An 18,241-nucleotide genomic window follows, 5' to 3' on the forward strand; every position below is an offset into this window, starting at 1 on the left:
CCTGCGCAACGAGGGCTTTCGGCACCCGCGTGAATCATGATAGGGCCGCGCGATGAACGCCGAAGCCCTCACCTCGCCGCGCCCCGCCGACGCCGACGCGCTGATCGCCGACATGGGCGCGCGCGCACGCGTAGCGGCGAAGCGGCTCGCGGTCGCGTCCACCACGGAAAAGGCGGCGGCGCTGCGCGCAGGCGCGGCGCAGCTTCGCACGCAGGCGGCGAAAATCCTGGACGCCAACGCCCGCGACATGGAGGCTGGGCAGGCTGGCGGACTGACCGCGGCGATGCTCGACCGGCTGCGGCTCGACGAGGATCGGCTGAGCGCGATCGCCGATGCGGTCGATGCCGTCGCGGCGCTCCCCGATCCGGTCGGGCGCGAGATCGACCGCGCGGTGCGCCCCAACGGCATGGAACTCAGCCGCGTTCGCGTGCCGCTCGGCGTTGTCGGCATCATCTATGAAAGCCGCCCCAATGTGACCGCCGACGCCGCCGCACTCGGCCTGATGTCGGGCAATGCGGTGATCCTGCGCGGCGGCAGCGAGGCGGTGCACAGCAACCGCGCGATCCACGCGGCGCTCGCCGCCGGCCTCGCGGCAAGCGGCCTGCCCGCCGACGCGGTGCAACTCGTCCCGACGCAGGACCGCGCCGCGGTCGGCGCGCTGCTGCGCGCGCAGGGGTTGGTCGACATCATCATTCCGCGCGGCGGCAAGGGCCTCGTCGCGCGCGTGCAGGACGAAGCGCGCGTGCCCGTGCTCGCGCATCTCGACGGGATCAACCACCTCTATATCGACGGCGCCGCCGATTCGGCGAAAGCGCTGCCGCTCGCGGTCAACGCCAAGATGCGCCGCACCGGCATCTGCGGCGCGACCGAGACGATCCTGATCGACCGCGCCTATCCCGCGCCGCTCGCCATCGTCGACGCGCTGGTCCAGGCGGGCTGCGAGGTGCGCGGCGACCGCGATGTCGTCGCGCTCAGCCCGCATGTCGATGCGGCATCGGCGGGCGACTGGGACAGCGAATATCTCGACGCGATCGTCTCGATCGCCATCGTCGATGGCCTCGCGGGCGCGCTCGCGCATATCGACGCGCATTCGAGCCGCCACACCGACGCGATCGTCACCGAGGACGCGGCGGCGGCCGACCGCTTCCTCGCCGAAGTCGACAGCGCGATCGTCATGCACAACGCCTCGACCCAGTTCGCCGACGGCGGCGAATTCGGCCTCGGCGCCGAAATCGGCATCGCGACGGGAAGGCTGCACGCGCGCGGCCCGGTCGCGCTCGAAGGGCTCACCACCTATAAGTGGCTGGTGCGGGGGACGGGGCAGACGCGGCCTTGAGCCCACCGCGAAAGCGCAGGCGATGGCCGTATCTCGTCACGCTTGCCTTGATGCTCGCCGCGCTGCCGTTTCTCTGGCTTGTAGCGCGCGATGCTCTTCATTTGGCCTTCGCCGATGAGGAAGAAACGCAGAGGCTGGTATATAATGTCCTGATTCCGGGGGTCTATAGCGCGCTTGACCGCAACGAACGTCTGCGACCATCAAAACCGTCGGGCGAAACCGTCATCTCACTTAACTTTGAACCCATCGCTGACGCCTTGCCGCCTTGTTTTGATCTTCTGCGAGTCGAGATCGCGCCTCGCTATGCCACCGATCCGCCTATCGACGTTGCGAAAGATTGGGCCGAACACAGTCTCCGCCGCCCATGGGGCATCTCAAACGCCGACATGACCGATTATGAAGAAAATGTAGCGTTATCCCCTTTTCGCCGCTCGCTCTTTCGGCCTACCGCGCCTGCATCGAAGCGACCCCGTTCGGCAAGGCATGCGCTAGGCGATTCCGCACGAATATCGCGGACCGAGGGGCATCGCTTAACGAGCATCGCTTGCGTCTTTACGGCGCCGCGAGGATATTGGACGCAAACGGCAAACCGACCGGCCAATATTGCCAACTGAGCGCAGTCAAAGCCGCATCGCGCTGAGCGCAAACGAACCCCGAGGCAGATGCAATCTTGAATCATTTGTATACAAGTGATACGCTAGCCGCATGACCAAACCGACCGTCATTTCCACGCGCGTAACGTCCGATCTTTCGGCTCGAATCGACACGCTAGCAAAAGAACTGGATCGCAGCCGGGCATGGGTGATTGCGAAAGCCATCGAACGCTATATCGAGGAGGAATTGGAGTTCATCGAATTCGTCCGCGAGGGCGAACGTGACATCGAGCAGGGCCGCTATTTCACACAGGAACAAGTTGAGGCCATGTTCGCCGAAAAGCTGGGCAAGCGCAACGCCGCATGAAGCGGGTGATCTGGACCGAAGCGGCTATAAACGACCTCCACGCCATCGAGAGATATCTGGTGGAAACCTATAGTCCCGTCTTCGCACGACAGATCATTGCCAGCTTGATTGAGGCGGCGCACTGGCTGTTGGATCACCCTCATGGCGGATCGCCGCTGCAAATTGAGGGCTGGCGCAAGTGGCGGCCGCGTAAAAGTCGTCACATCCTGATTTATCGGACAGCGAATGACGGAATAGAAGTGTTGCGTGTGCGTCAAGAGCGCAACGATTGGCGCCCGGTCCCTCAAGATTGATCACCACCGGGCTCCTCGGCGGCAGCTTCAACCCGGCGCATGGCGGGCATCGGGCGATCAGCCTCGATGCGATCGCAGCGCTGGATCTCGACGAACTGTGGTGGCTCGTCTCGCCGGGCAATCCGCTGAAGCCCGCAAAGGGCATGGCGCCGCTTGCCGCCCGCCTAGCCTCGGCGCAGCGCATGGCGCGGCGTTCGCCGATCCGCGCGACCGCGATCGAGGCCGAACTCGGCACCCGCTACACCGTCGATACGCTGAAAAAGCTCGTGCAGCGCTATCCCAATCGCCGCTTCATCTGGATCATGGGCGCCGACAATCTGGCCCAATTGCCCCGCTGGCGCGACTGGCGGGGGATCGCGCGATTGATGCCGATTGCGGTAATCGCGCGTCCGGGCTATAATGGCCGCACCCACGCTGCGAAGGCGATGGGTTGGCTGCGGCGCTTTGTCCGGCCCGCGGACCAGAAACGTCACTGGACGGACTGGAGACCGCCTGCCCTCGTGTTCCTGCGTTTTTCGCCCGACGTGCGATCCGCAACTGCAATACGGCAGGCCAACCCCCGCTGGTTCGAGAGCTATGCAGGCCGCGCGATGCGCGACCCTGTCACGCATTCGCGGCTGGCCATGGATGAAAGGAATGAAACCGCTTGATAGCCGCCAGTAAGGATGCCGCACCCGCCAACAGCGTGGACGCGCTCCACGCGCTGATTCTCCACCAGCTGGACGAGGATCAGGCCCAGGAAACCATCTCCATCCCGCTTGCCGGCAAGAGCAGCATCGCCGATCATATGGTGATCGCGAGCGGCCGGTCGACGCGTCATGTCTCGGCGATCGCCGACAAGCTGGCGCAGCGCATCAAGCAGGAAACGGGCCGCAGCGTCCGGATCGAGGGGCTGCCGAACGCCGACTGGGTGCTGATCGATTCGGGCGACGTGATCGTCCACCTGTTCCGCCCCGAGGTGCGCAGCTTCTACAACCTCGAGCGCATGTGGTCGTTCGGCGACGCGCCGCCGGTTGCCGCGGTAAATTGACGCCTTTGCCTCGCTAACGTAGGCGAGGCGTCATGTTGCTGCACATCATCGCGCGCGGGCGCATCGGGCGCGGGCCCGAGGCCGAGCTGGTCGAGCGCTACATGAAGCGCGTGACCTGGGCGCAGAAGATTTCGGAGCTTCCCGATACCGGCGGACGCATGCCCGCCGCGACAGAGAATAGCCGCACCATCCTGCTCGACGAAGGCGGCGAACAGCTCTCCTCGCTCGAATTCGCCAAATTGCTGGAAAAATGGCGCGACGGCGGGGTGCGCGAGGCGCGCTTCTGCCTCGGCGCCGCCGATGGCTTCACGCCCGCCGAGCGCGAGGGTGCCGACCGGGTCATCGCGTTCGGCCGCGCCACCTGGCCGCACCTGATGGCGCGTGCGATGCTCGCCGAGCAATTGTGGCGCGCGACCAGCATCATTGCAGGGCACCCCTATCACCGCGAGGGGCGGCAATGAGGCGCTGGGCCTTCCCGCTGGCGCTGGGCTTCGCAGCCGTCGGCGGCACGCTGGCGGTCGCGCAAAGCGACGATGTCTTCGACCCTCAGGCGATCGCAGCGCGCGAGCGCGAGCAGCTTCTGACCGCCAAGCGGCAATCGGCCGACGCGATGACGCGCAGCGCCGCGCTCGAAGCGCAGGCGACCGCCGCACACGACGAGGCCGAGCGGCTGAAGAAGCGCAGCGCCGCCCTCGCCGCACGCATCCAGTCGGCCGAAGCCGACATCAATGCCGGCGAAGCGCGCATCGCGCTGGTGTCACGGCGGCTGAAGGGGCAAGAGGCGCGGCTCGCCGAGCAGCGGCAGCCCTTGCTGGAGCTTACCGCCGCGTTGCAGCAACTCAGCCGCCAACCCCCGGTGAGCGTACTCGCCCAGCCCGGATCGCTGACCGACATGGTGCATGCGCGCGCCGTGATCGACGCCGCCATGCCGGTGATCGCGCAACGGACGGCGGGCGTGCGCCGCGAGCTTGCCGAACTACGCGCCGTCCGCCAGCAGCAGGGAATCGCGCTGCAGGCACTCGCTGCGAGCAAGACCGAACTCGCCCAGCGCCGCGACGCGCTGACCCGGCTCGAAAACGAGGGACGGCTGCGCTCGCGCGAGTTGATGAGCAGCGCCCAGCTCGAAGCCGACCGCGCCCTCGGGCTGGGCGAAAAGGCGCGCGACATCGTCGAACTGATGGATGCACTCGAAACCGACGGCGCAGTGCGCGGCGAACTGGCCCAGCTCGCGGGCCCGATCCCGCGCCCGCGCGATCCGACGAGCGCGGTGATGCGGACGGCTCCGCCTGCACCGGCCGAGGCCGAGCTTGCGCGCGGCGTCTATCGCCTGCCCGTTGTCGGGCGCATCGTCGCGGGACTGGGCGAAGTCAATGACAGCGGCGTCCGCTCGCGCGGGATCACCATCGCGGCGCGCCCGGGCGGGCAGGTCGTCGCCCCCGCACCGGGGCGCGTCAGCTTCGCGGGCGATTATCGCGGCTATGGCAAGATCGTCATCATCGACCATGGCGGCGGTTGGATTTCGCTGGTCACCGGGATGATCGCGCTGTCGGCGGGGGTCGGCGACACGCTGGATGCCGGGGCGCCGATCGGCCGCGCCGGGTCCGACGACAGTCGGATTACCGTCGAACTGCGGCGCGCCGGACGGCCCGTGGATATCGCCCGAATGTTGGGGTGACCCCATGTCTCTGTCCCGGAACTCGCGCTTGACGCCCCCAAAATTCCGTAGGACGATGGCCCGTCGGGGATTATAAGGCGGGTTCACGCCTGCGCGATTGAAAGATGACCATGACCGAATCGACCCAGACTGCCTCCTCTTCCCGGCGCCGTTTCGCGCTGTGGCAGGGCGCCGCGGCGCTTTCGACCCTCGCGCTCGTCCCGCTCGCGACCGGGGCGATGGCGACCGTCGACGCCTCGACGCAACAGGAAATCGCCCGCTTCATGGATGTCTTTCTCGAGGTCAAATCCAACTATGTCGAGCCGGTCAGCGACGACAAGCTGATCGAGGGCGCGATCAACGGGATGCTCGCCAGCCTTGACCCGCATTCGGGTTATCTCGACGCGCGCGACTATTCCAATCTCCGCACCCAGACCGACGGCGAATATGGCGGGCTCGGCCTGTCGGTCACGATGGAGGACGGCGTCGTCAAGGTGATCGCGCCGACCGCCGACACACCCGCCGACCGCGCGGGCGTCAAGGCGGGCGACTATATCACGCATATCAACAAGGAACTGATCTTCGGCATGACCCTCGACGAAGCGGTCGAGCAGATGCGCGGGCGTCCCGGCACCCAGGTCGAGATCACCGTCGTGCGCGAGGGTCAGGACAAGCCGATCGAGATGACGCTGACCCGCGAGATCATCGACGTGAAGCCGGTCAAATGGGAAGTGAAGGACGATGTCGGCGTGCTGACCATCGCCAGCTTCTCCGCCGACGCGACCCGCGACCTCAAGGCCGCGATGATCTCGGTCGAAAAGTCGCTCGGCCACAAACCGCGCGGCTGGGTGCTCGACCTGCGCTCGAACCCCGGCGGGCTGCTCGACGAAGCGGTGGGGGTCAGCGACATCTTCCTCGACCGCGGCGAGATCGTCTCGCAGCGCGGGCGCAAGAAGGGAGATATCGAACGCTATTTCGCCGAACCCGGCGACCTTGCCGGCGGCGCGCCGATGATCGTGCTGATCGACGCGGGCTCCGCCTCCGCTTCCGAAATCGTCGCGGGCGCGCTGCAGGATCAGCATCGCGCGGTGATCATGGGCGAACGCAGCTTCGGCAAGGGATCGGTGCAGACGGTGCTGCCACTGACCGACACCACCGCGCTCCGCCTGACGACCGCGCGCTATTACACCCCCTCGGGCCGCAGCGTGCAGGAAGGCGGGATCGAGCCCGACATTCGCGTGCCACAGCTTTCGGACCCCGATTACAAGGATCGCCCGCGCTTCCGCGAAAGCGACCTGCGCCGCCATCTGATCAACGAGAAGAAGGTCGACAACAGCCTGCTCGAAAAGGACGAGAAGGACGATCCGCGCTTCACCGCGACCGCCGACGAGCTGAAGGCCAAGGGCATCAAGGATTATCAGCTCTATTATGCGCTGCAGACGATCGGGCGGATCGGCCCGGCGACCCCGCGCTTGGCGCAGGGCGGCAAGCCGCCCGCGAAACCGGCCGCACGCAACTGATTTGTTCAATCCGTCGTCCCGGCGAAGGCCGGGACCTCGCCTTCTGTATCTGACGCACCGGCGAGATTCCGGCCTTCGCCGGAATGACTATAGTTCAAGGTAAGTGTTGATGCTCCAATCCCGCCTTGCCGCGCCGCTCGTCGCGCTCGCCGCGCCGCTGCTTCTTTATGGCGGCGCGCTCGTGTCGCAGTTCGGCTTTGGCCTCCATCCGTGCGAAATGTGCTATTGGCAGCGCTGGCCGCACCAAGCGGCGATCGTGCTGGCGTTGCTCGCGCTGCTCCTCAATCGCAACGACAAGGTCATGCGCGCGCTGACTCTGCTCGCCGCCGTCGCAATCGCGGTCAGCGGTGCGATTGGCATTTTCCACGCCGGGGTCGAATATGGATTGTGGGAAGGGCTGACGACGTGCAGCACCAGCCATAGCGGCCCGATTTCGCTCGACGAGATCATGGCGGCGCCGATCATCCGCTGCGACGTCGCGCAGTGGCGGCTGTTCGGCATCTCGCTCGCCGGCTTCAATGCGATCTTCTCGCTCGCCGCCGCCGCGCTCGTCTTGACCTTGCTGCGCCGCCGGACCACATCGGCGGCATGAGCAAGCACCGTACCGCCTCGATGATCCGCGTCGACCAGGCCGGCGAATATGGCGCGACGCGCATCTATGCCGGCCAGCTCGCGGTGATGGGCGACCGTCACCCGATGGCGCGCGAGATCGCGCATATGGCCGAACAAGAAGAACGACACCGCGCCTTCTTCGACGCGATGGTCGCACGCCGCGGCGTGCGGCCGACCGCGCTCCAGCCCGTCTGGAACGTCGCGGGCTTTGCGCTGGGCGCGGTGACCGCGGCAATGGGACCGCGCGCCGCGATGGCCTGCACCGCCGCGGTCGAGACCGAGATCGACCGGCATTATCGCCATCAGATCGACGAACTCGGCGACAGCGACCCTGAACTCAGCGCCGCGGTCGAGGATTTCCGCGCCGAGGAGCTCGAACACAAGGAAGCCGCGCTCGCTGCAGGGGCCGAAAGCTCGCCCGGCTATCCGCTGCTCAGCCTCGCGATTCGCGCGGGCTGCCGCGCAGCCATCGCGCTGTCCAAGCGTATCTGATAGATAATCTCCCCCGTCATCGCCGGGTGCGAAGGATGACGGGATGTTCATGGACTATGCAGAGAGCGCGTGCCATTCCGGCCGAAACGCAATGAAGGAAAAAGTGATGACCCGCCTGCCGTTCGCCGCGCTGTTCCTCGCCAGCAGCCTCGCCGCTTTCCCTGCCGCCGCGCAGGAAACCAACACGGTGAACGCCGACAAGATCAATCAGGTGATCATCTATGGCGACGACAAGTGCGAGCAGTCGAGCCCCGACGAGATCGTCGTCTGCAACCGCCTGCCCGAACAGGATCGGTATCGCGTGCCGCAGATCTTCCGCGGTGGCGATCCGCTCGACCCGCGCAATCAGGCGTGGCTCAACCGCGTGACCTCGATGGAGCGCGTCGGCCGCTTCGGCACCGACAGCTGCTCGCCGGTCGGACTCGGCGGCTTCACCGGCTGCACGCAGGCGCTCCTCGCGGGCGCCAAGGCCGAGCGCCAGGCAGCCGACAAGACCGACTGGCAGGCGATGATCGCCGACGAACGCGCCAAGCGGATTGCGGGCATCGACGCCGCGGCGGACGAGGTCGAAGCTGCGGTGGTCGCCGAGGAGAAAGCGCTCGCCGAACGGCAGAAGGCGGCCGAGGAGCTCGAACGCCAGGCCAGCGGCCAAGGGCCCGCCCCCGCATCATCGGAAGCCGAACCCGACGCAGGCGACCTGCCGGTGCCGCCGAAGAATTAGAACGTGATCGGCTTAGGCTGAAATATCGCCTTCCTTATCTCGTCATCCCGGCGAAGGCCGGGATCTCACCGTCTCGGCCTGACGCATCGGCGAGATCCCGGCCTTCGCCGGGATGACGATTCCTTCAAGGAGGCGGACGGTCAGGAAACCCGGCCGCTCACCCCTCGCGCGGCGTCCATGGCGTCGGGCCGCGTCCCTTCCACCAGCGCAGCAGCAGGCCGAGCGCCACCCCGACCCCGATCGCGATCGTCAGGTCGGCGAACACCGTCAGCACCAGCGTCAGCACGAGCAATAGCAGTTCGTCGCGCGGCAGCGCGAGATGCTCGCGCCACTTCTCCGGCTCGGCCATGTTCAGCGCGGTGACGAGCAGCACCGCCGCGAGCGCCGGCAACGCCAGCGCGCCGGCAAGCTTTCCCGCGACGAGCAGCACCGCAAGGATCACCAGCGCGTGTACCATCCCCGCGACAGGTGTGCGCCCGCCGGCGCGGACGTTGGTCGCAGTCCGCGCGATCGCGCCGGTGACGGGAAGCCCGCCGAACAAAGGCGAGACGATATTCGCATAGCCCTGCGCGAGCAGTTCGGCGCTCGGGCGGTGATGGCCGCCGAACATGCGGTCGGCGACGATCGCCGACAGCAAGGATTCGACCCCCGCGAGAAAGGCGATGGTGAAGGCCGAGGGCAGCAGTTCGATCAGACGATCCGCCGTCACCTGCGGCCAGTGGGGCGCTGGAAGCCCCGACGGCAGCGCGCCGAAGCGCGACCCCACCGTATCGACCGGCAGGTGAAAGGCGGCGACCGCCAGCGAAGCAAGGCCGACCGCGATCACCAGCACCGGCCAGCGCGGACGCCAGCGCCGCAGCAGCAGGATCGCGGCGACGGTCGCGGCGGTGACGCCCAGCGCCGCCGGGCTGAGTGTCGCGCGCGCTGCCCATAGCGCCTCGATCTTCGGGATCATGTCGGCGGGAACCTTGCCCGCCGACAGGCCGAGCGCGTCTTGGAGCTGGCTGGCGGCGATGATCGTCGCGATGCCGATGGTGAAGCCGTCGATCACCGGCTCGGGCACCAGCGCGATCAGCCGGCCGGCGCGGAAGAAGCCGGCGATCGTCAGGATGATCCCCGCCATGATCGTCGCGACGATCAGCCCGTCCATCCCGTGATTCTGGATGACGCCATAGACGACGACGATGAAGGCGCCGGTCGGCCCGCCGATCTGCACCCGGCTGCCGCTCGTCGCCGAGATGATGAAGCCGCCGATGATCGCGGTGACGAGCCCGACGAAGGGCGTGCTGCCCGACGCAATGGCGATCGCGATGCAGAGGGGTAGCGCGACGAGCGCGACGCTGACCCCGGCCAACGCATCGGCGCGGAACAGCGGCCAGCTGTAATCGCGCATCGTATCCAGCAGCTTGGGCCGGCGCATCGCATCTCCTTGGGCAAGAACCTGCCAAAAGCCGCTAGGCCTCGGCCCGCACTGCGGTCAAGTCGCGTGCGTCAGTTCAGCAGATATTGCTTCCAGAAAAGCAGAGAGGTCCAGAAGGTGTAATCGACATTCTCCTTCTTGCCCCACTGATGCCCCTCGTTGGTCGCGACCAGATGCCAGGCGGTGCCGCCGTTCCCCCGCACGGCGGCCACGACCTGCTCGGCCTCCGATGCCGGGACGCGCGGGTCGTTGGCGCCGGTGACGACAAACAGCGGCTTCTTGATGTCGGCGACGCGGGTGAGCGGCGAGATTTCCATCAGCTTCGCCCGCTGCGCGGCGTCGCGCTCGTCGCCATATTCGACGCGGCGCAGGTCGCGGCGATATTCCTGCGTATTCTCGAGGAAGGTCACGAAGTTCGAGATGGCGACGACGCACAGGTTCGCGCGCAGCTTGTCGGCGAAATGCGTCGCGGCGGCATAGCACATATAGCCGCCATAGCTGCGCCCGGTCAGCCCGAAGCGTGCCGCGTCGAGCCCGGGATCCTTCGCCAGCGCGTCGAGGAACACGCCCATGTCCTTGACGCTGTCCTCGCGCTTGAACGGCCCGTTGTCGAGGCCGACGAAGCGCTTGCCATAGCCGGTCGAGCCGCGGACGTTGGGGTAGAAATAGGCGACCCCCAACTCGCCCACGATATAGTTGGTGCTGCCCAGATACTCGGGGCGCCACTGGCTTTCCGGCCCGCCGTGGACGTGCATGATCAGCGGGCGCTTGCCGGGGAATTTCGCGGGATCGGGGCGATAGAGGAAACCCGACATCTCCAGACCGTCGAAGCTCTTGATCGTGACCAGTTCGGGCTCGATGTTGCGCGCGGCGTCGAGCCCGCCGGTCTCGCTTTGCGTCCAGCGCGTCACGGCGAGCGTTTCGGGATCGACGCTATAGGCGTCGGCGGCGCTACGCGCCGAGGTGAAGCCGAGGCCGATCGCGCCCCACGGCGCAATCTCGAGATGGCCGATCACGCCCGCGGGCAGCCCATCGACCGTCCGCGCGGCGCCGCTCGCGACATCGAGCACGCGCAACCGGCTCACCCCCGCCTCGTTGATCGCATAGGCGATGAAGCGCCCGTCGGGCGAGATGTCGAACGCCTCGACGTCCCATTTTTCGGCCGGGCCGCGCGGCGTGAAGGCGCCGGTCTTCGGGTCGAGGGTGCCGAGGCGCAGCACGTCGCTGCCGGCATCGCTCGTGGCCCAGATCGTGCCGTCGGGCGCGAAGGACGCGCCCTCGAAAGCGATCTTCTTCTTGTGATCGCCGATCGGCGTCATCTTGCCGCTTGCGAGGTCGAGGCGGAACAGGTCGGTCTTTTCGATCGAGGCCGATCGCACGACCAGCGCCCAGCTCTTGTCGGGCGCGAAGCCCGCGACCGACCAGCCGTTGCTGTCGACCTGCGCCGCCATCCGCATCGACGCGGGATCGCGCGGGTTCATGACGTAAATATCGTTGTCGCGGCCGTTACGCCGCGTCGAGGTGAAAGCGACGAGGCTGCCGTCCTTGCTCCACGCATCGAGCGAATTGCGGCTCTTGCCGTCGGTGAGCAGGCGAAGGCGCCCGTCGTTCATCGCATAGATCTGATAGAATTCGCTGCCGCCGACGTCCTTCTGGACCAGCATCACGTCGCCATTGGCGGGCGACCAGCCGCCATGTGCGACCGGTTCCGCTTCGAAGGTCAATTGCTCGCGCGCGGCCAGCGGGCGGGCGACACGGTGAAGCTGCGTCGTGTTGCCGAAGCGCGTCGCGATCAGCATCGATTTGTCGGCGGGATTCCAGCCGACGAAGGCGGCGCCGCGATATTCCATATAGGGGCGCGTCGCGGCGGTCAGCTCGGCGGGCACCGCGGGCACGCCGTCGGCGACGAGCGCCGCAGGCCGCGGTTCGACCGCCGCTTCGCCGTCGGCGGCGGCCGCGGACGCGAGCGGTAGGGTCAGGGCGGCGAGAGCGGCCAGATAACGCATCGATGATTTTCCCCTGCTGCCGAAGACGAGCGGCAAGCGATACCCGCTCGGCTATCTGATGCAAAGGTTGCGGGCGGAAACCGCTTCACCATCGACCGGCCAGGGCCGTTCATCGCGAAATGGTCACAAAATACGGCGAATAGCGCCGATATGGCAGCGATTGAGGCATCCCAACCCGGATTCGTGGCGAATCCGCGACGAAGCGAATGCAAAAATTAACGAATCGCTGGCAGAGTGTCTTGACTTGGGAATTTTTGGGGCAAAACGTGGCGTTTCTGGGAATCGCCAGCCGGAGGGGCTGAAAACATGGCATCGACGTTCGGACCGCGCCTCTGGCGCCGATCGACTGCAAGCGTACCGCCGGCACGCAGCCTGGGTCGCCGCATGACCGTCCACGCCGCCGCCGCCCTCATCGCCTTTGCCGCCTTGCAGATATGGCTCGTGACGAGCGCAGTCGCCGCCGGAGCGCCGTCGGCGCTGATCGCGGTGGCGCTCGTCATGCTCCTCGCGCTCGCCGTCCCGATCGCGCGGATGACCGAACGCCATTGGTATCATCTCAGCCGCCAGGCGCTGGCGAGCTGGGGCCTCCACGCGCGTTTCCGCCGCGACGTCCGCCGCCTGTGGGCCGCCGCGCTGACTTTGCCCTTTCTGTGGGTCAGCGGCGCGATGGCCGCTACCGACGCCATCGCCGCGATCGCGCGCTGATCCTTTCCCATCTCGCCATCCCGGCGAAGGCCGGGATGACGGAGGTATCGAATCCGACATAGATTTTGACGCTGGCCCGCGCGCCGTATAGGGCGCGGACATGCTGACCGTTTCCGAAGCCCTGGATCGCGCGCAGATGCTCTGCGACGCCGCGACGAAAGCCGGCGCCGACGCCGCCGACGCGCTCTATTACTGCAACGCCGCCACCTCGGTCTCGATGCGCCTCGGCGCGCTCGAGGATGTCGAGCGGTCCGAAGGACAGGACATTTCGCTCCGTGTCTTCGTCGGCCAGCGCAGCGCCAGCGTGTCGACCGCCGACATGGATGCCGGCGAGCTCGCCAAACTGGTCGAGCGCTGCGTCGCCATGGCGCGTGAGGCGCCGGAAGATCCCTATGCCGGCCTCGCACCCGAGGACCGGCTGTTCAAGGGGCCAGTGCCCGATTTCGATCTCGACGACGGCAGCGAAGCCGATCCGCAGGCGCTGCGCGAAGCCGCCCTCGCGGTCGAGGAAGCGGCGCGCGCGGTTGCAGGCGTCACCAACAGCGAAGGCGGCAGCGCCAGCCACAGCCGCACCCGCTTCGCGCTCGCGACCAGCCACGGCTTCGCCGGCGGCTATGGGTCGAGCGGACACAGCCTGTCGGCGAGCGTCATCGCGGGCGAAGGCGCGGCGATGCAGCGCGACTATGGCTGGCACAGCGCGCACCACCTGTCCGATCTCGAAAGTGTCGAAGCGATCGGCACGCGCGCGGGCATCCGCGCCGTGGCGCGACTGAATCCCGGCAAGGCGCCGGTCGGCAAGGTGCCGGTGCTGCTTGATCCGCGCGTCAGCGGCGGCATCGTCGGCCATCTTCTCTCCGCGATTGCCGGGCCTGCGGTCGCGCGCGGCACCAGCTTCCTGCTCGGCAAGGAAGACCAGCCGCTTTTCGACAGCGCCATCGTCATCCGCGACGATCCGCACCGGCCGCGCGGCCTGCGGAGCCGCGCCTTCGATGGCGAGGGCCTGCCGACCGCACCGCGCGACATCGTGACCGGGGGCAAGATCACCGGCTGGCTGCTCGACACGGCGTCGGCGAAACAGCTCGGCCTCCAGCCCACCGGCCATGCCAGCCGCGGCGGCGGCGCGGCGGGCGTGACCGCCAGCAACCTTCACCTCGCGGCGGGGGCGCTGAGCCCGGAGGAGCTGATGGCCGACATCAAGGAAGGCGTCTATCTGACCGAGCTGATCGGCCAGGGCGTCAATCCCGTCACCGGCGACTATAGTCGCGGCGCGTCGGGCTTCGTCATCCGCGACGGTCGGATCGCGGGCCCGATTGCCGAATTTACGGTGGCGAGCAATCTGGTCGATATGTTCGCCGCGCTCATCCCCGCCAACGACCTCGAATTTCGCCACGCGGTCAATGCGCCGACCCTCCGTATCGACGGCATGACCGTCGCGAGCGCCTAGGCCTTCCGCCATGCCCGGCCATAACCTCGAAGCCGTGATCGCCGCGACCCGCGAGGTCGGCGACATGGCGATGGCGCGCTGGCGCGGCGAGGGCAAGGCGGTCAGCGTCTGGAACAAGTCGCACGACAATCCGGTCAGCGACGTCGACCTGGCGGTCGATGCGCGGCTGAAGGCGGTGCTCGGCGCGATCGAGCCGCGCGCCGGCTGGCTGTCCGAAGAGACCGCCGACAATGAAGACCGCCTGGCGTGCCGCGCGATGTGGTGCGTCGATCCGATCGACGGCACGCGCGATTTCATCCGCGGCCGCCCCGGCTGGTGCGTGTCGGTCGCGCTCGTCGTCGACGGCACGCCCGAACTCGGCGTCCTCTATGCCCCCGCGCTGGACGAATTGTGGGTCGCACAAAAGGGGCATGGCGCGACGCTCAACGGCGAGGCGCTGCGCGCGAGCCGCCGGATGATCTTCGACGGATCGCGCGTCCCCGCCGACAGCCTGCCCAAGATCGACCGCGACCTGATCATGGTCACCAAGCCGAACAGCATCGCGTTGCGCATGGCGCTCGTCGCCGACGACCGCGCCGACCTGGTCGCGACGCTGCGCTGGGGGTTCGAATGGGACGTCGCCGCCGCGGCACTGATCGCGACCGAAGCGGGCGCGGTCGTCACCGACGCTTTCGGCGAGCCGCTGGTCTTCAACACCCCGCGCGCGCAGGCCTTCGGCGTCATCGCCTGCGCCCCCGGGATCCACCGCGCCGTCGTGGGGCGGCTGCACGAACGCGCGGTAGCGTTGACTTCGTAATCGGCGCTTTCCTACTTTGTCGGTCGATGCCAGTATCGATTATCGCCGCGCCAAAGAGGGCTTAAGGCGACAAAGGATACAGTTTCGAGCGTTCCGTCCGTATCCTTTGTAGCTTTAAGGCAGGCCATCGCCCTTCGGCCCACCGCAAAGCCGGGCACATTGCTTGACTTTCGGCCCGACTCACCTTAGTTGCGCATGCATTCCGACAGCCTGACCGGACGGCGAAACGCGGCTAGCGTATTCGTGGTCCGTTTTTTGCGTTGGAAATCAGACGCTTTGAGATAGGACTCGTCTGCCAGCGAGTCCTGTGGAGCAGGAGAAAGAACAGCATGGCACGTATCGCGGGCGTCAACCTGCCCACCAACAAGCGCGTTATCATCGCGCTCACCTATATCCACGGCATCGGCCGCAAGACCGCCGTCGACATCGCCGACAAGCTGGGCATCGACCACAGCCGTCGCATCCAGGATCTTTCGGACGCCGAAATCCTCCAGATCCGCGAAACGCTCGACGCCGACCACACGGTCGAGGGTGACCTTCGCCGCAACACGGCGATGAACATCAAGCGCCTGATGGACCTCGCCTGCTATCGCGGCCTGCGTCATCGCAAGGGCCTTCCCGTCCGCGGCCAGCGCACGCACACCAATGCGCGCACCCGCAAGGGCAAGGCGAAGCCGATCGCCGGCAAGAAGAAGTAAGCCGGTTTTTCCGCGCCGGTGGCCGCCCTTCGACGGCTGCGCCCCGGCCCGCTTCAGGATTTAGGACAGGATTTCAACATGGCTCGTGAACCGCAGCGCCTTCGTCGGCGCGAACGCAAGAATATCTCGTCGGGTGTGGCCCACGTCAACGCGACCTTCAACAACACGATGATCACCATCACCGACGCGCAGGGCAATGCAATTGCCTGGTCGAGCGCCGGCATGATGGGCTTCAAGGGCAGCCGCAAGTCGACTCCCTATGCGGCGCAGGTCTGCGCCGAAGATGCGGGCAAGAAGGCCGCCGAGCACGGCGTCCGCACCCTCGAAGTCGAGGTCAAGGGCCCCGGCGCCGGTCGTGAATCGGCGCTCCGCGCCTTGCAGGCGGTCGGTTTCCACATCACGTCGATCCGCGACGTGACGCCGATCCCGCACAATGGTGTCCGCCCGGCCAAGCGCCGCCGCGTCTGACGCCTTTTCGGGCGCGCCCCGCCGGGGCTCGCCCGCACCAAATCTCTCGCTGGATGGGTAGCCGACCCCTGCCCGTCCCGCCCAAAGCAAAGGGAAGTCCATGACTGTCAATATCCGGAACTGGCAGGAATTGAAGAAGCCCAGCAACCTGGAAATCAAGGCCGGCGGCGACGGCAAGCGCAAGGCGACCTTCGTCGCCGAACCGCTTGAGCGCGGTTTCGGCCTGACGCTCGGCAACGCGCTGCGCCGCGTTCTGCTCTCGTCGCTCCAGGGTGCGGCCATCACATCGATCAAGATCGAGAACGTCCTGCACGAATTCTCGAGCCTGGCCGGCGTGCGCGAGGATGTCACCGACATCGTCCTCAACGTCAAGCAGATCGCGCTCAAGATGGAAGGCGAAGGCCCGAAGCGGCTGCAGCTTTCGGCCACTGGTCCCGCGACCGTCAAGGCCGGCGACATCATGGTGTCGGGCGACATCAAGGTGATGAACCCGAACCATGTCATCTGCCACCTCGACGACGGCGCGACGCTGAACATGGAACTCGTCGCCGACACCGGCAAGGGCTACGTCCCCGCGACCGCCAATCGCCCGGCCGACGCGCCGATCGGCCTGATCCCGGTAGACTCGCTCTTCTCGCCCGTCCGCCAGGTCGCCTACAAGGTCGACAATGCGCGCATCGGCCAGGAACTCGACTTCGACAAGCTGAGCCTGACCGTCGAAACCGACGGCACGGTGACCCCGGAAGACGCCGTCGCTTACGCCGCGCGCATCCTCCAGGACCAGCTTCAGGTCTTCGTCCACTTCGAAGAAGCGATGAACGACAGCGGCATGATCGGCATGGCGGCGCCGTCGACCACCGCCGACGAGTCCGACGTCAACCAACTCAACCGCTTCCTTCTCAAAAAGGTCGACGAGCTGGAACTGTCGGTTCGCAGCGCAAACTGCCTCAAGAACGACAACATCATCTACATCGGCGATCTGGTCCAGAAGACCGAAGCCGAAATGCTTCGCACCCCGAACTTCGGCCGCAAGTCCCTGAACGAAATCAAGGAAGTGCTGTCGTCGATGGGTCTGCGCCTCGGCATGGATATCCCCGGCTGGCCGCCGGAAAATATCGAGGAAATGGCAAAGAAGCTCGAGCAGGAACTGCTTGGGTAATTCCAGACTGTGCCCCGGCGAACGCCGGGGTCCAGCTGCAACGGGAATGGGTTGCCCCGCAAGCAACCTGGTCTGGGCTACCTCACACGGGCTCTTAACGAACGAAGGACTATATCATGCGTCATAAATCGGGTGGCCGGAAGCTTCAGCGCACGAGCGCACATCGCACGGCCCTGTTCCGCAACATGTCGGCCTCGCTCATCAAGCATGAGCAGATCACGACGACCGTCGCCAAGGCGAAGGAACTGCGTCCCTATATCGAAAAGCTGGTCACGCTCGCGAAGCGCGGCGGTCTGGCCAATCGCCGTCTGGCGATGAGCCGCCTGATGGACGACACCCAGCTCGTGAAGCTGTTCGACGTCCTCGCCGAGCGCTACAAGGACCGCAACGGCGGTTACACCCGCATCATCAAGGCCGGCATCCGCGCCTCGGACGCGGCGCCGATCGCGATCATCGAATTCGTCGACCGCGACGTCGATGCCAAGGGCCAGGATTCGGGCCCGGTGCTGACCGACGAGGAACTGGAAGACGCGTAAGACGCGGATTTCCAGCGACACAGGATCAAGGGCGGCGTCCGAAAGGATGGCCGCCCTTTTCTTTTGGGTCGAAGGCGAGGCTGCATTGGGGTGGGGAGCAACCCCTTCCCAACTTTCGTCATTCCCGCGAAAGCGGGAACCCGGAGTGGGGTCAGCCGACGCACGCTCTGGGTTCCCGCTTTCGCGGGAATGACGAAGATAAGAGATGCTGCGCGCGACTTTCAGGCTCTCGTCATCCCGGACTTGATCCGGGATCCATCAACCGGCGCTGCGAGAATGGATCCCGGATCAAGTCCGGCATGACGATGAAAGATAGGTCCGCAATCGGTCGAGACCGGCCATTCCCGAAAAAAGCCGCCGCTTGACATTACATCCCTTTCATCAGATATTT

At 66.5% G+C, this 18,241-nt stretch carries 21 protein-coding genes; 19 read left to right on the plus strand and 2 right to left on the minus strand.

The genetic code is table 11. The features are described from left to right. Window positions 1–52 precede the first annotated feature (52 nt). The 12 genes from NP825_RS13945 (at window position 53) to NP825_RS14000 (ending at window position 8,618) form a co-directional block, all read left to right on the plus strand. Entirely contained in the window at window positions 53–1,336 is a 1,284-nt protein-coding gene (locus tag NP825_RS13945; protein WP_257544510.1) for a glutamate-5-semialdehyde dehydrogenase, read from the plus strand. A 47-nt stretch (window positions 1,337–1,383) separates the two neighbouring features. Continuing rightward, window positions 1,384–1,950, plus strand: coding sequence for a hypothetical protein (locus tag NP825_RS13950; RefSeq protein ID WP_257544512.1), 567 nt, complete (start codon window positions 1,384–1,386; stop codon window positions 1,948–1,950). Between the two features lie 91 nt (window positions 1,951–2,041). Continuing rightward, window positions 2,042–2,296 carry a CopG family ribbon-helix-helix protein gene (locus NP825_RS13955; RefSeq protein WP_257544514.1) on the plus strand — a complete coding sequence of 85 codons (255 nt, stop codon included), beginning with the start codon at window positions 2,042–2,044 and terminating at the stop codon, window positions 2,294–2,296. Beyond that, window positions 2,293–2,589 (plus strand): type II toxin-antitoxin system RelE/ParE family toxin, encoded by a 297-nt coding sequence (locus NP825_RS13960; protein ID WP_257544516.1) that lies wholly within the window; start codon window positions 2,293–2,295, stop codon window positions 2,587–2,589. The genes NP825_RS13955 and NP825_RS13960 overlap by 4 nt, the downstream gene beginning before the upstream one ends. Further along, window positions 2,586–3,239: a nicotinate-nucleotide adenylyltransferase gene (locus NP825_RS13965; RefSeq protein WP_257544518.1), complete on the plus strand. Its 654-nt coding sequence runs from the start codon at window positions 2,586–2,588 to the stop codon at window positions 3,237–3,239. Before NP825_RS13960 ends, NP825_RS13965 begins: the two co-directional genes overlap by 4 nt. Continuing rightward, complete coding sequence (gene rsfS / locus NP825_RS13970) at window positions 3,236–3,619, plus strand: ribosome silencing factor (protein ID WP_257544520.1); 384 nt, start codon at window positions 3,236–3,238, stop codon at window positions 3,617–3,619. The genes NP825_RS13965 and rsfS overlap by 4 nt, the downstream gene beginning before the upstream one ends. A gap of 32 nt (window positions 3,620–3,651) precedes the next feature. Beyond that, complete coding sequence (locus NP825_RS13975) at window positions 3,652–4,080, plus strand: 23S rRNA (pseudouridine(1915)-N(3))-methyltransferase RlmH (protein WP_257544523.1); 429 nt, start codon at window positions 3,652–3,654, stop codon at window positions 4,078–4,080. Beyond that, window positions 4,077–5,294 (plus strand): murein hydrolase activator EnvC, encoded by a 1,218-nt coding sequence (locus NP825_RS13980; protein ID WP_257544525.1) that lies wholly within the window; start codon window positions 4,077–4,079, stop codon window positions 5,292–5,294. The genes NP825_RS13975 and NP825_RS13980 overlap by 4 nt, the downstream gene beginning before the upstream one ends. Window positions 5,295–5,404: 110 nt before the next feature. Beyond that, window positions 5,405–6,793, plus strand: a complete 1,389-nt coding sequence (locus tag NP825_RS13985; RefSeq protein ID WP_257544527.1) for a S41 family peptidase — start codon at window positions 5,405–5,407, stop codon at window positions 6,791–6,793. A 109-nt stretch (window positions 6,794–6,902) separates the two neighbouring features. Next, the gene (locus NP825_RS13990) at window positions 6,903–7,385 is read left to right on the plus strand and encodes a disulfide bond formation protein B (protein ID WP_257544529.1); all 483 of its coding nucleotides are present in this window, start codon (window positions 6,903–6,905) and stop codon (window positions 7,383–7,385) included. Further along, the gene (locus NP825_RS13995; RefSeq protein WP_257544531.1) at window positions 7,382–7,897 is read left to right on the plus strand and encodes a demethoxyubiquinone hydroxylase family protein; all 516 of its coding nucleotides are present in this window, start codon (window positions 7,382–7,384) and stop codon (window positions 7,895–7,897) included. The genes NP825_RS13990 and NP825_RS13995 overlap by 4 nt, the downstream gene beginning before the upstream one ends. Window positions 7,898–8,003: 106 nt before the next feature. Next, window positions 8,004–8,618 carry a hypothetical protein gene (locus tag NP825_RS14000; RefSeq protein WP_257544533.1) on the plus strand — a complete coding sequence of 205 codons (615 nt, stop codon included), beginning with the start codon at window positions 8,004–8,006 and terminating at the stop codon, window positions 8,616–8,618. Between the two features lie 157 nt (window positions 8,619–8,775). On the opposite strand, the gene NP825_RS14005 is transcribed toward NP825_RS14000, so the two are convergent. Together NP825_RS14005 and NP825_RS14010 are read right to left on the minus strand one after the other, a co-directional pair. Next, window positions 8,776–10,038: a SulP family inorganic anion transporter gene (locus NP825_RS14005; protein ID WP_257544536.1), complete on the minus strand. Its 1,263-nt coding sequence runs from the start codon at window positions 10,036–10,038 to the stop codon at window positions 8,776–8,778. A 71-nt stretch (window positions 10,039–10,109) separates the two neighbouring features. Then, complete coding sequence (locus NP825_RS14010; protein WP_257544538.1) at window positions 10,110–12,044, minus strand: prolyl oligopeptidase family serine peptidase; 1,935 nt, start codon at window positions 12,042–12,044, stop codon at window positions 10,110–10,112. Between the two features lie 306 nt (window positions 12,045–12,350). On the opposite strand from NP825_RS14010, the gene NP825_RS14015 reads away from it, so the two are divergent. The 7 genes from NP825_RS14015 (at window position 12,351) to rplQ (ending at window position 17,850) form a co-directional block, all read left to right on the plus strand. Continuing rightward, entirely contained in the window at window positions 12,351–12,749 is a 399-nt protein-coding gene (locus NP825_RS14015) for a hypothetical protein (protein ID WP_257544540.1), read from the plus strand. 100 nt (window positions 12,750–12,849) lie between these two features. Further along, window positions 12,850–14,193 (plus strand): TldD/PmbA family protein, encoded by a 1,344-nt coding sequence (locus NP825_RS14020; protein ID WP_257544542.1) that lies wholly within the window; start codon window positions 12,850–12,852, stop codon window positions 14,191–14,193. Window positions 14,194–14,203: 10 nt separating this feature from the next. Next, on the plus strand, window positions 14,204–14,989 hold the full coding sequence (locus NP825_RS14025) for a 3'(2'),5'-bisphosphate nucleotidase CysQ (RefSeq protein ID WP_257544544.1): 786 nt from the start codon (window positions 14,204–14,206) through the stop codon (window positions 14,987–14,989). Between the two features lie 329 nt (window positions 14,990–15,318). Then, a complete protein-coding gene (gene rpsM / locus NP825_RS14030) occupies window positions 15,319–15,687 on the plus strand; it encodes a 30S ribosomal protein S13 (protein ID WP_184098428.1) in 369 nt (122 codons plus the stop codon). Window positions 15,688–15,765: 78 nt separating this feature from the next. After that, window positions 15,766–16,155: a 30S ribosomal protein S11 gene (gene rpsK, locus NP825_RS14035; protein ID WP_003040416.1), complete on the plus strand. Its 390-nt coding sequence runs from the start codon at window positions 15,766–15,768 to the stop codon at window positions 16,153–16,155. A gap of 100 nt (window positions 16,156–16,255) precedes the next feature. Next, window positions 16,256–17,314 (plus strand): DNA-directed RNA polymerase subunit alpha, encoded by a 1,059-nt coding sequence (locus NP825_RS14040; RefSeq protein ID WP_257544575.1) that lies wholly within the window; start codon window positions 16,256–16,258, stop codon window positions 17,312–17,314. Window positions 17,315–17,430: 116 nt separating this feature from the next. After that, window positions 17,431–17,850, plus strand: coding sequence for a 50S ribosomal protein L17 (rplQ, locus tag NP825_RS14045; protein WP_257544577.1), 420 nt, complete (start codon window positions 17,431–17,433; stop codon window positions 17,848–17,850). Window positions 17,851–18,241 lie beyond the last annotated feature (391 nt).

The sequence above is a fragment of the Sphingopyxis sp. DBS4 genome (assembly GCF_024628865.1).
GTDB lineage: Bacteria > Pseudomonadota > Alphaproteobacteria > Sphingomonadales > Sphingomonadaceae > Sphingopyxis.

Coding starts and splice junctions, on each gene's coding strand:
- NP825_RS13945 (WP_257544510.1), top strand. CDS start 53: ATGAACGCCGAAGCCCTCACCTCGCCGCGCCCCGCCGACGCCGACGCG.
- NP825_RS13955 (WP_257544514.1), top strand. CDS start 2,042: ATGACCAAACCGACCGTCATTTCCACGCGCGTAACGTCCGATCTTTCG.
- NP825_RS13960 (WP_257544516.1), top strand. CDS start 2,293: ATGAAGCGGGTGATCTGGACCGAAGCGGCTATAAACGACCTCCACGCC.
- NP825_RS13975 (WP_257544523.1), top strand. CDS start 3,652: ATGTTGCTGCACATCATCGCGCGCGGGCGCATCGGGCGCGGGCCCGAG.
- NP825_RS13980 (WP_257544525.1), top strand. CDS start 4,077: ATGAGGCGCTGGGCCTTCCCGCTGGCGCTGGGCTTCGCAGCCGTCGGC.
- NP825_RS13985 (WP_257544527.1), top strand. CDS start 5,405: ATGACCGAATCGACCCAGACTGCCTCCTCTTCCCGGCGCCGTTTCGCG.
- NP825_RS13990 (WP_257544529.1), top strand. CDS start 6,903: ATGCTCCAATCCCGCCTTGCCGCGCCGCTCGTCGCGCTCGCCGCGCCG.
- NP825_RS13995 (WP_257544531.1), top strand. CDS start 7,382: ATGAGCAAGCACCGTACCGCCTCGATGATCCGCGTCGACCAGGCCGGC.
- NP825_RS14000 (WP_257544533.1), top strand. CDS start 8,004: ATGACCCGCCTGCCGTTCGCCGCGCTGTTCCTCGCCAGCAGCCTCGCC.
- NP825_RS14005 (WP_257544536.1), bottom strand. CDS start 10,038: ATGCGCCGGCCCAAGCTGCTGGATACGATGCGCGATTACAGCTGGCCG.
- NP825_RS14010 (WP_257544538.1), bottom strand. CDS start 12,044: ATGCGTTATCTGGCCGCTCTCGCCGCCCTGACCCTACCGCTCGCGTCC.
- NP825_RS14015 (WP_257544540.1), top strand. CDS start 12,351: ATGGCATCGACGTTCGGACCGCGCCTCTGGCGCCGATCGACTGCAAGC.
- NP825_RS14020 (WP_257544542.1), top strand. CDS start 12,850: ATGCTGACCGTTTCCGAAGCCCTGGATCGCGCGCAGATGCTCTGCGAC.
- NP825_RS14025 (WP_257544544.1), top strand. CDS start 14,204: ATGCCCGGCCATAACCTCGAAGCCGTGATCGCCGCGACCCGCGAGGTC.
- rpsM (WP_184098428.1), top strand. CDS start 15,319: ATGGCACGTATCGCGGGCGTCAACCTGCCCACCAACAAGCGCGTTATC.
- rpsK (WP_003040416.1), top strand. CDS start 15,766: ATGGCTCGTGAACCGCAGCGCCTTCGTCGGCGCGAACGCAAGAATATC.
- NP825_RS14040 (WP_257544575.1), top strand. CDS start 16,256: ATGACTGTCAATATCCGGAACTGGCAGGAATTGAAGAAGCCCAGCAAC.
- rplQ (WP_257544577.1), top strand. CDS start 17,431: ATGCGTCATAAATCGGGTGGCCGGAAGCTTCAGCGCACGAGCGCACAT.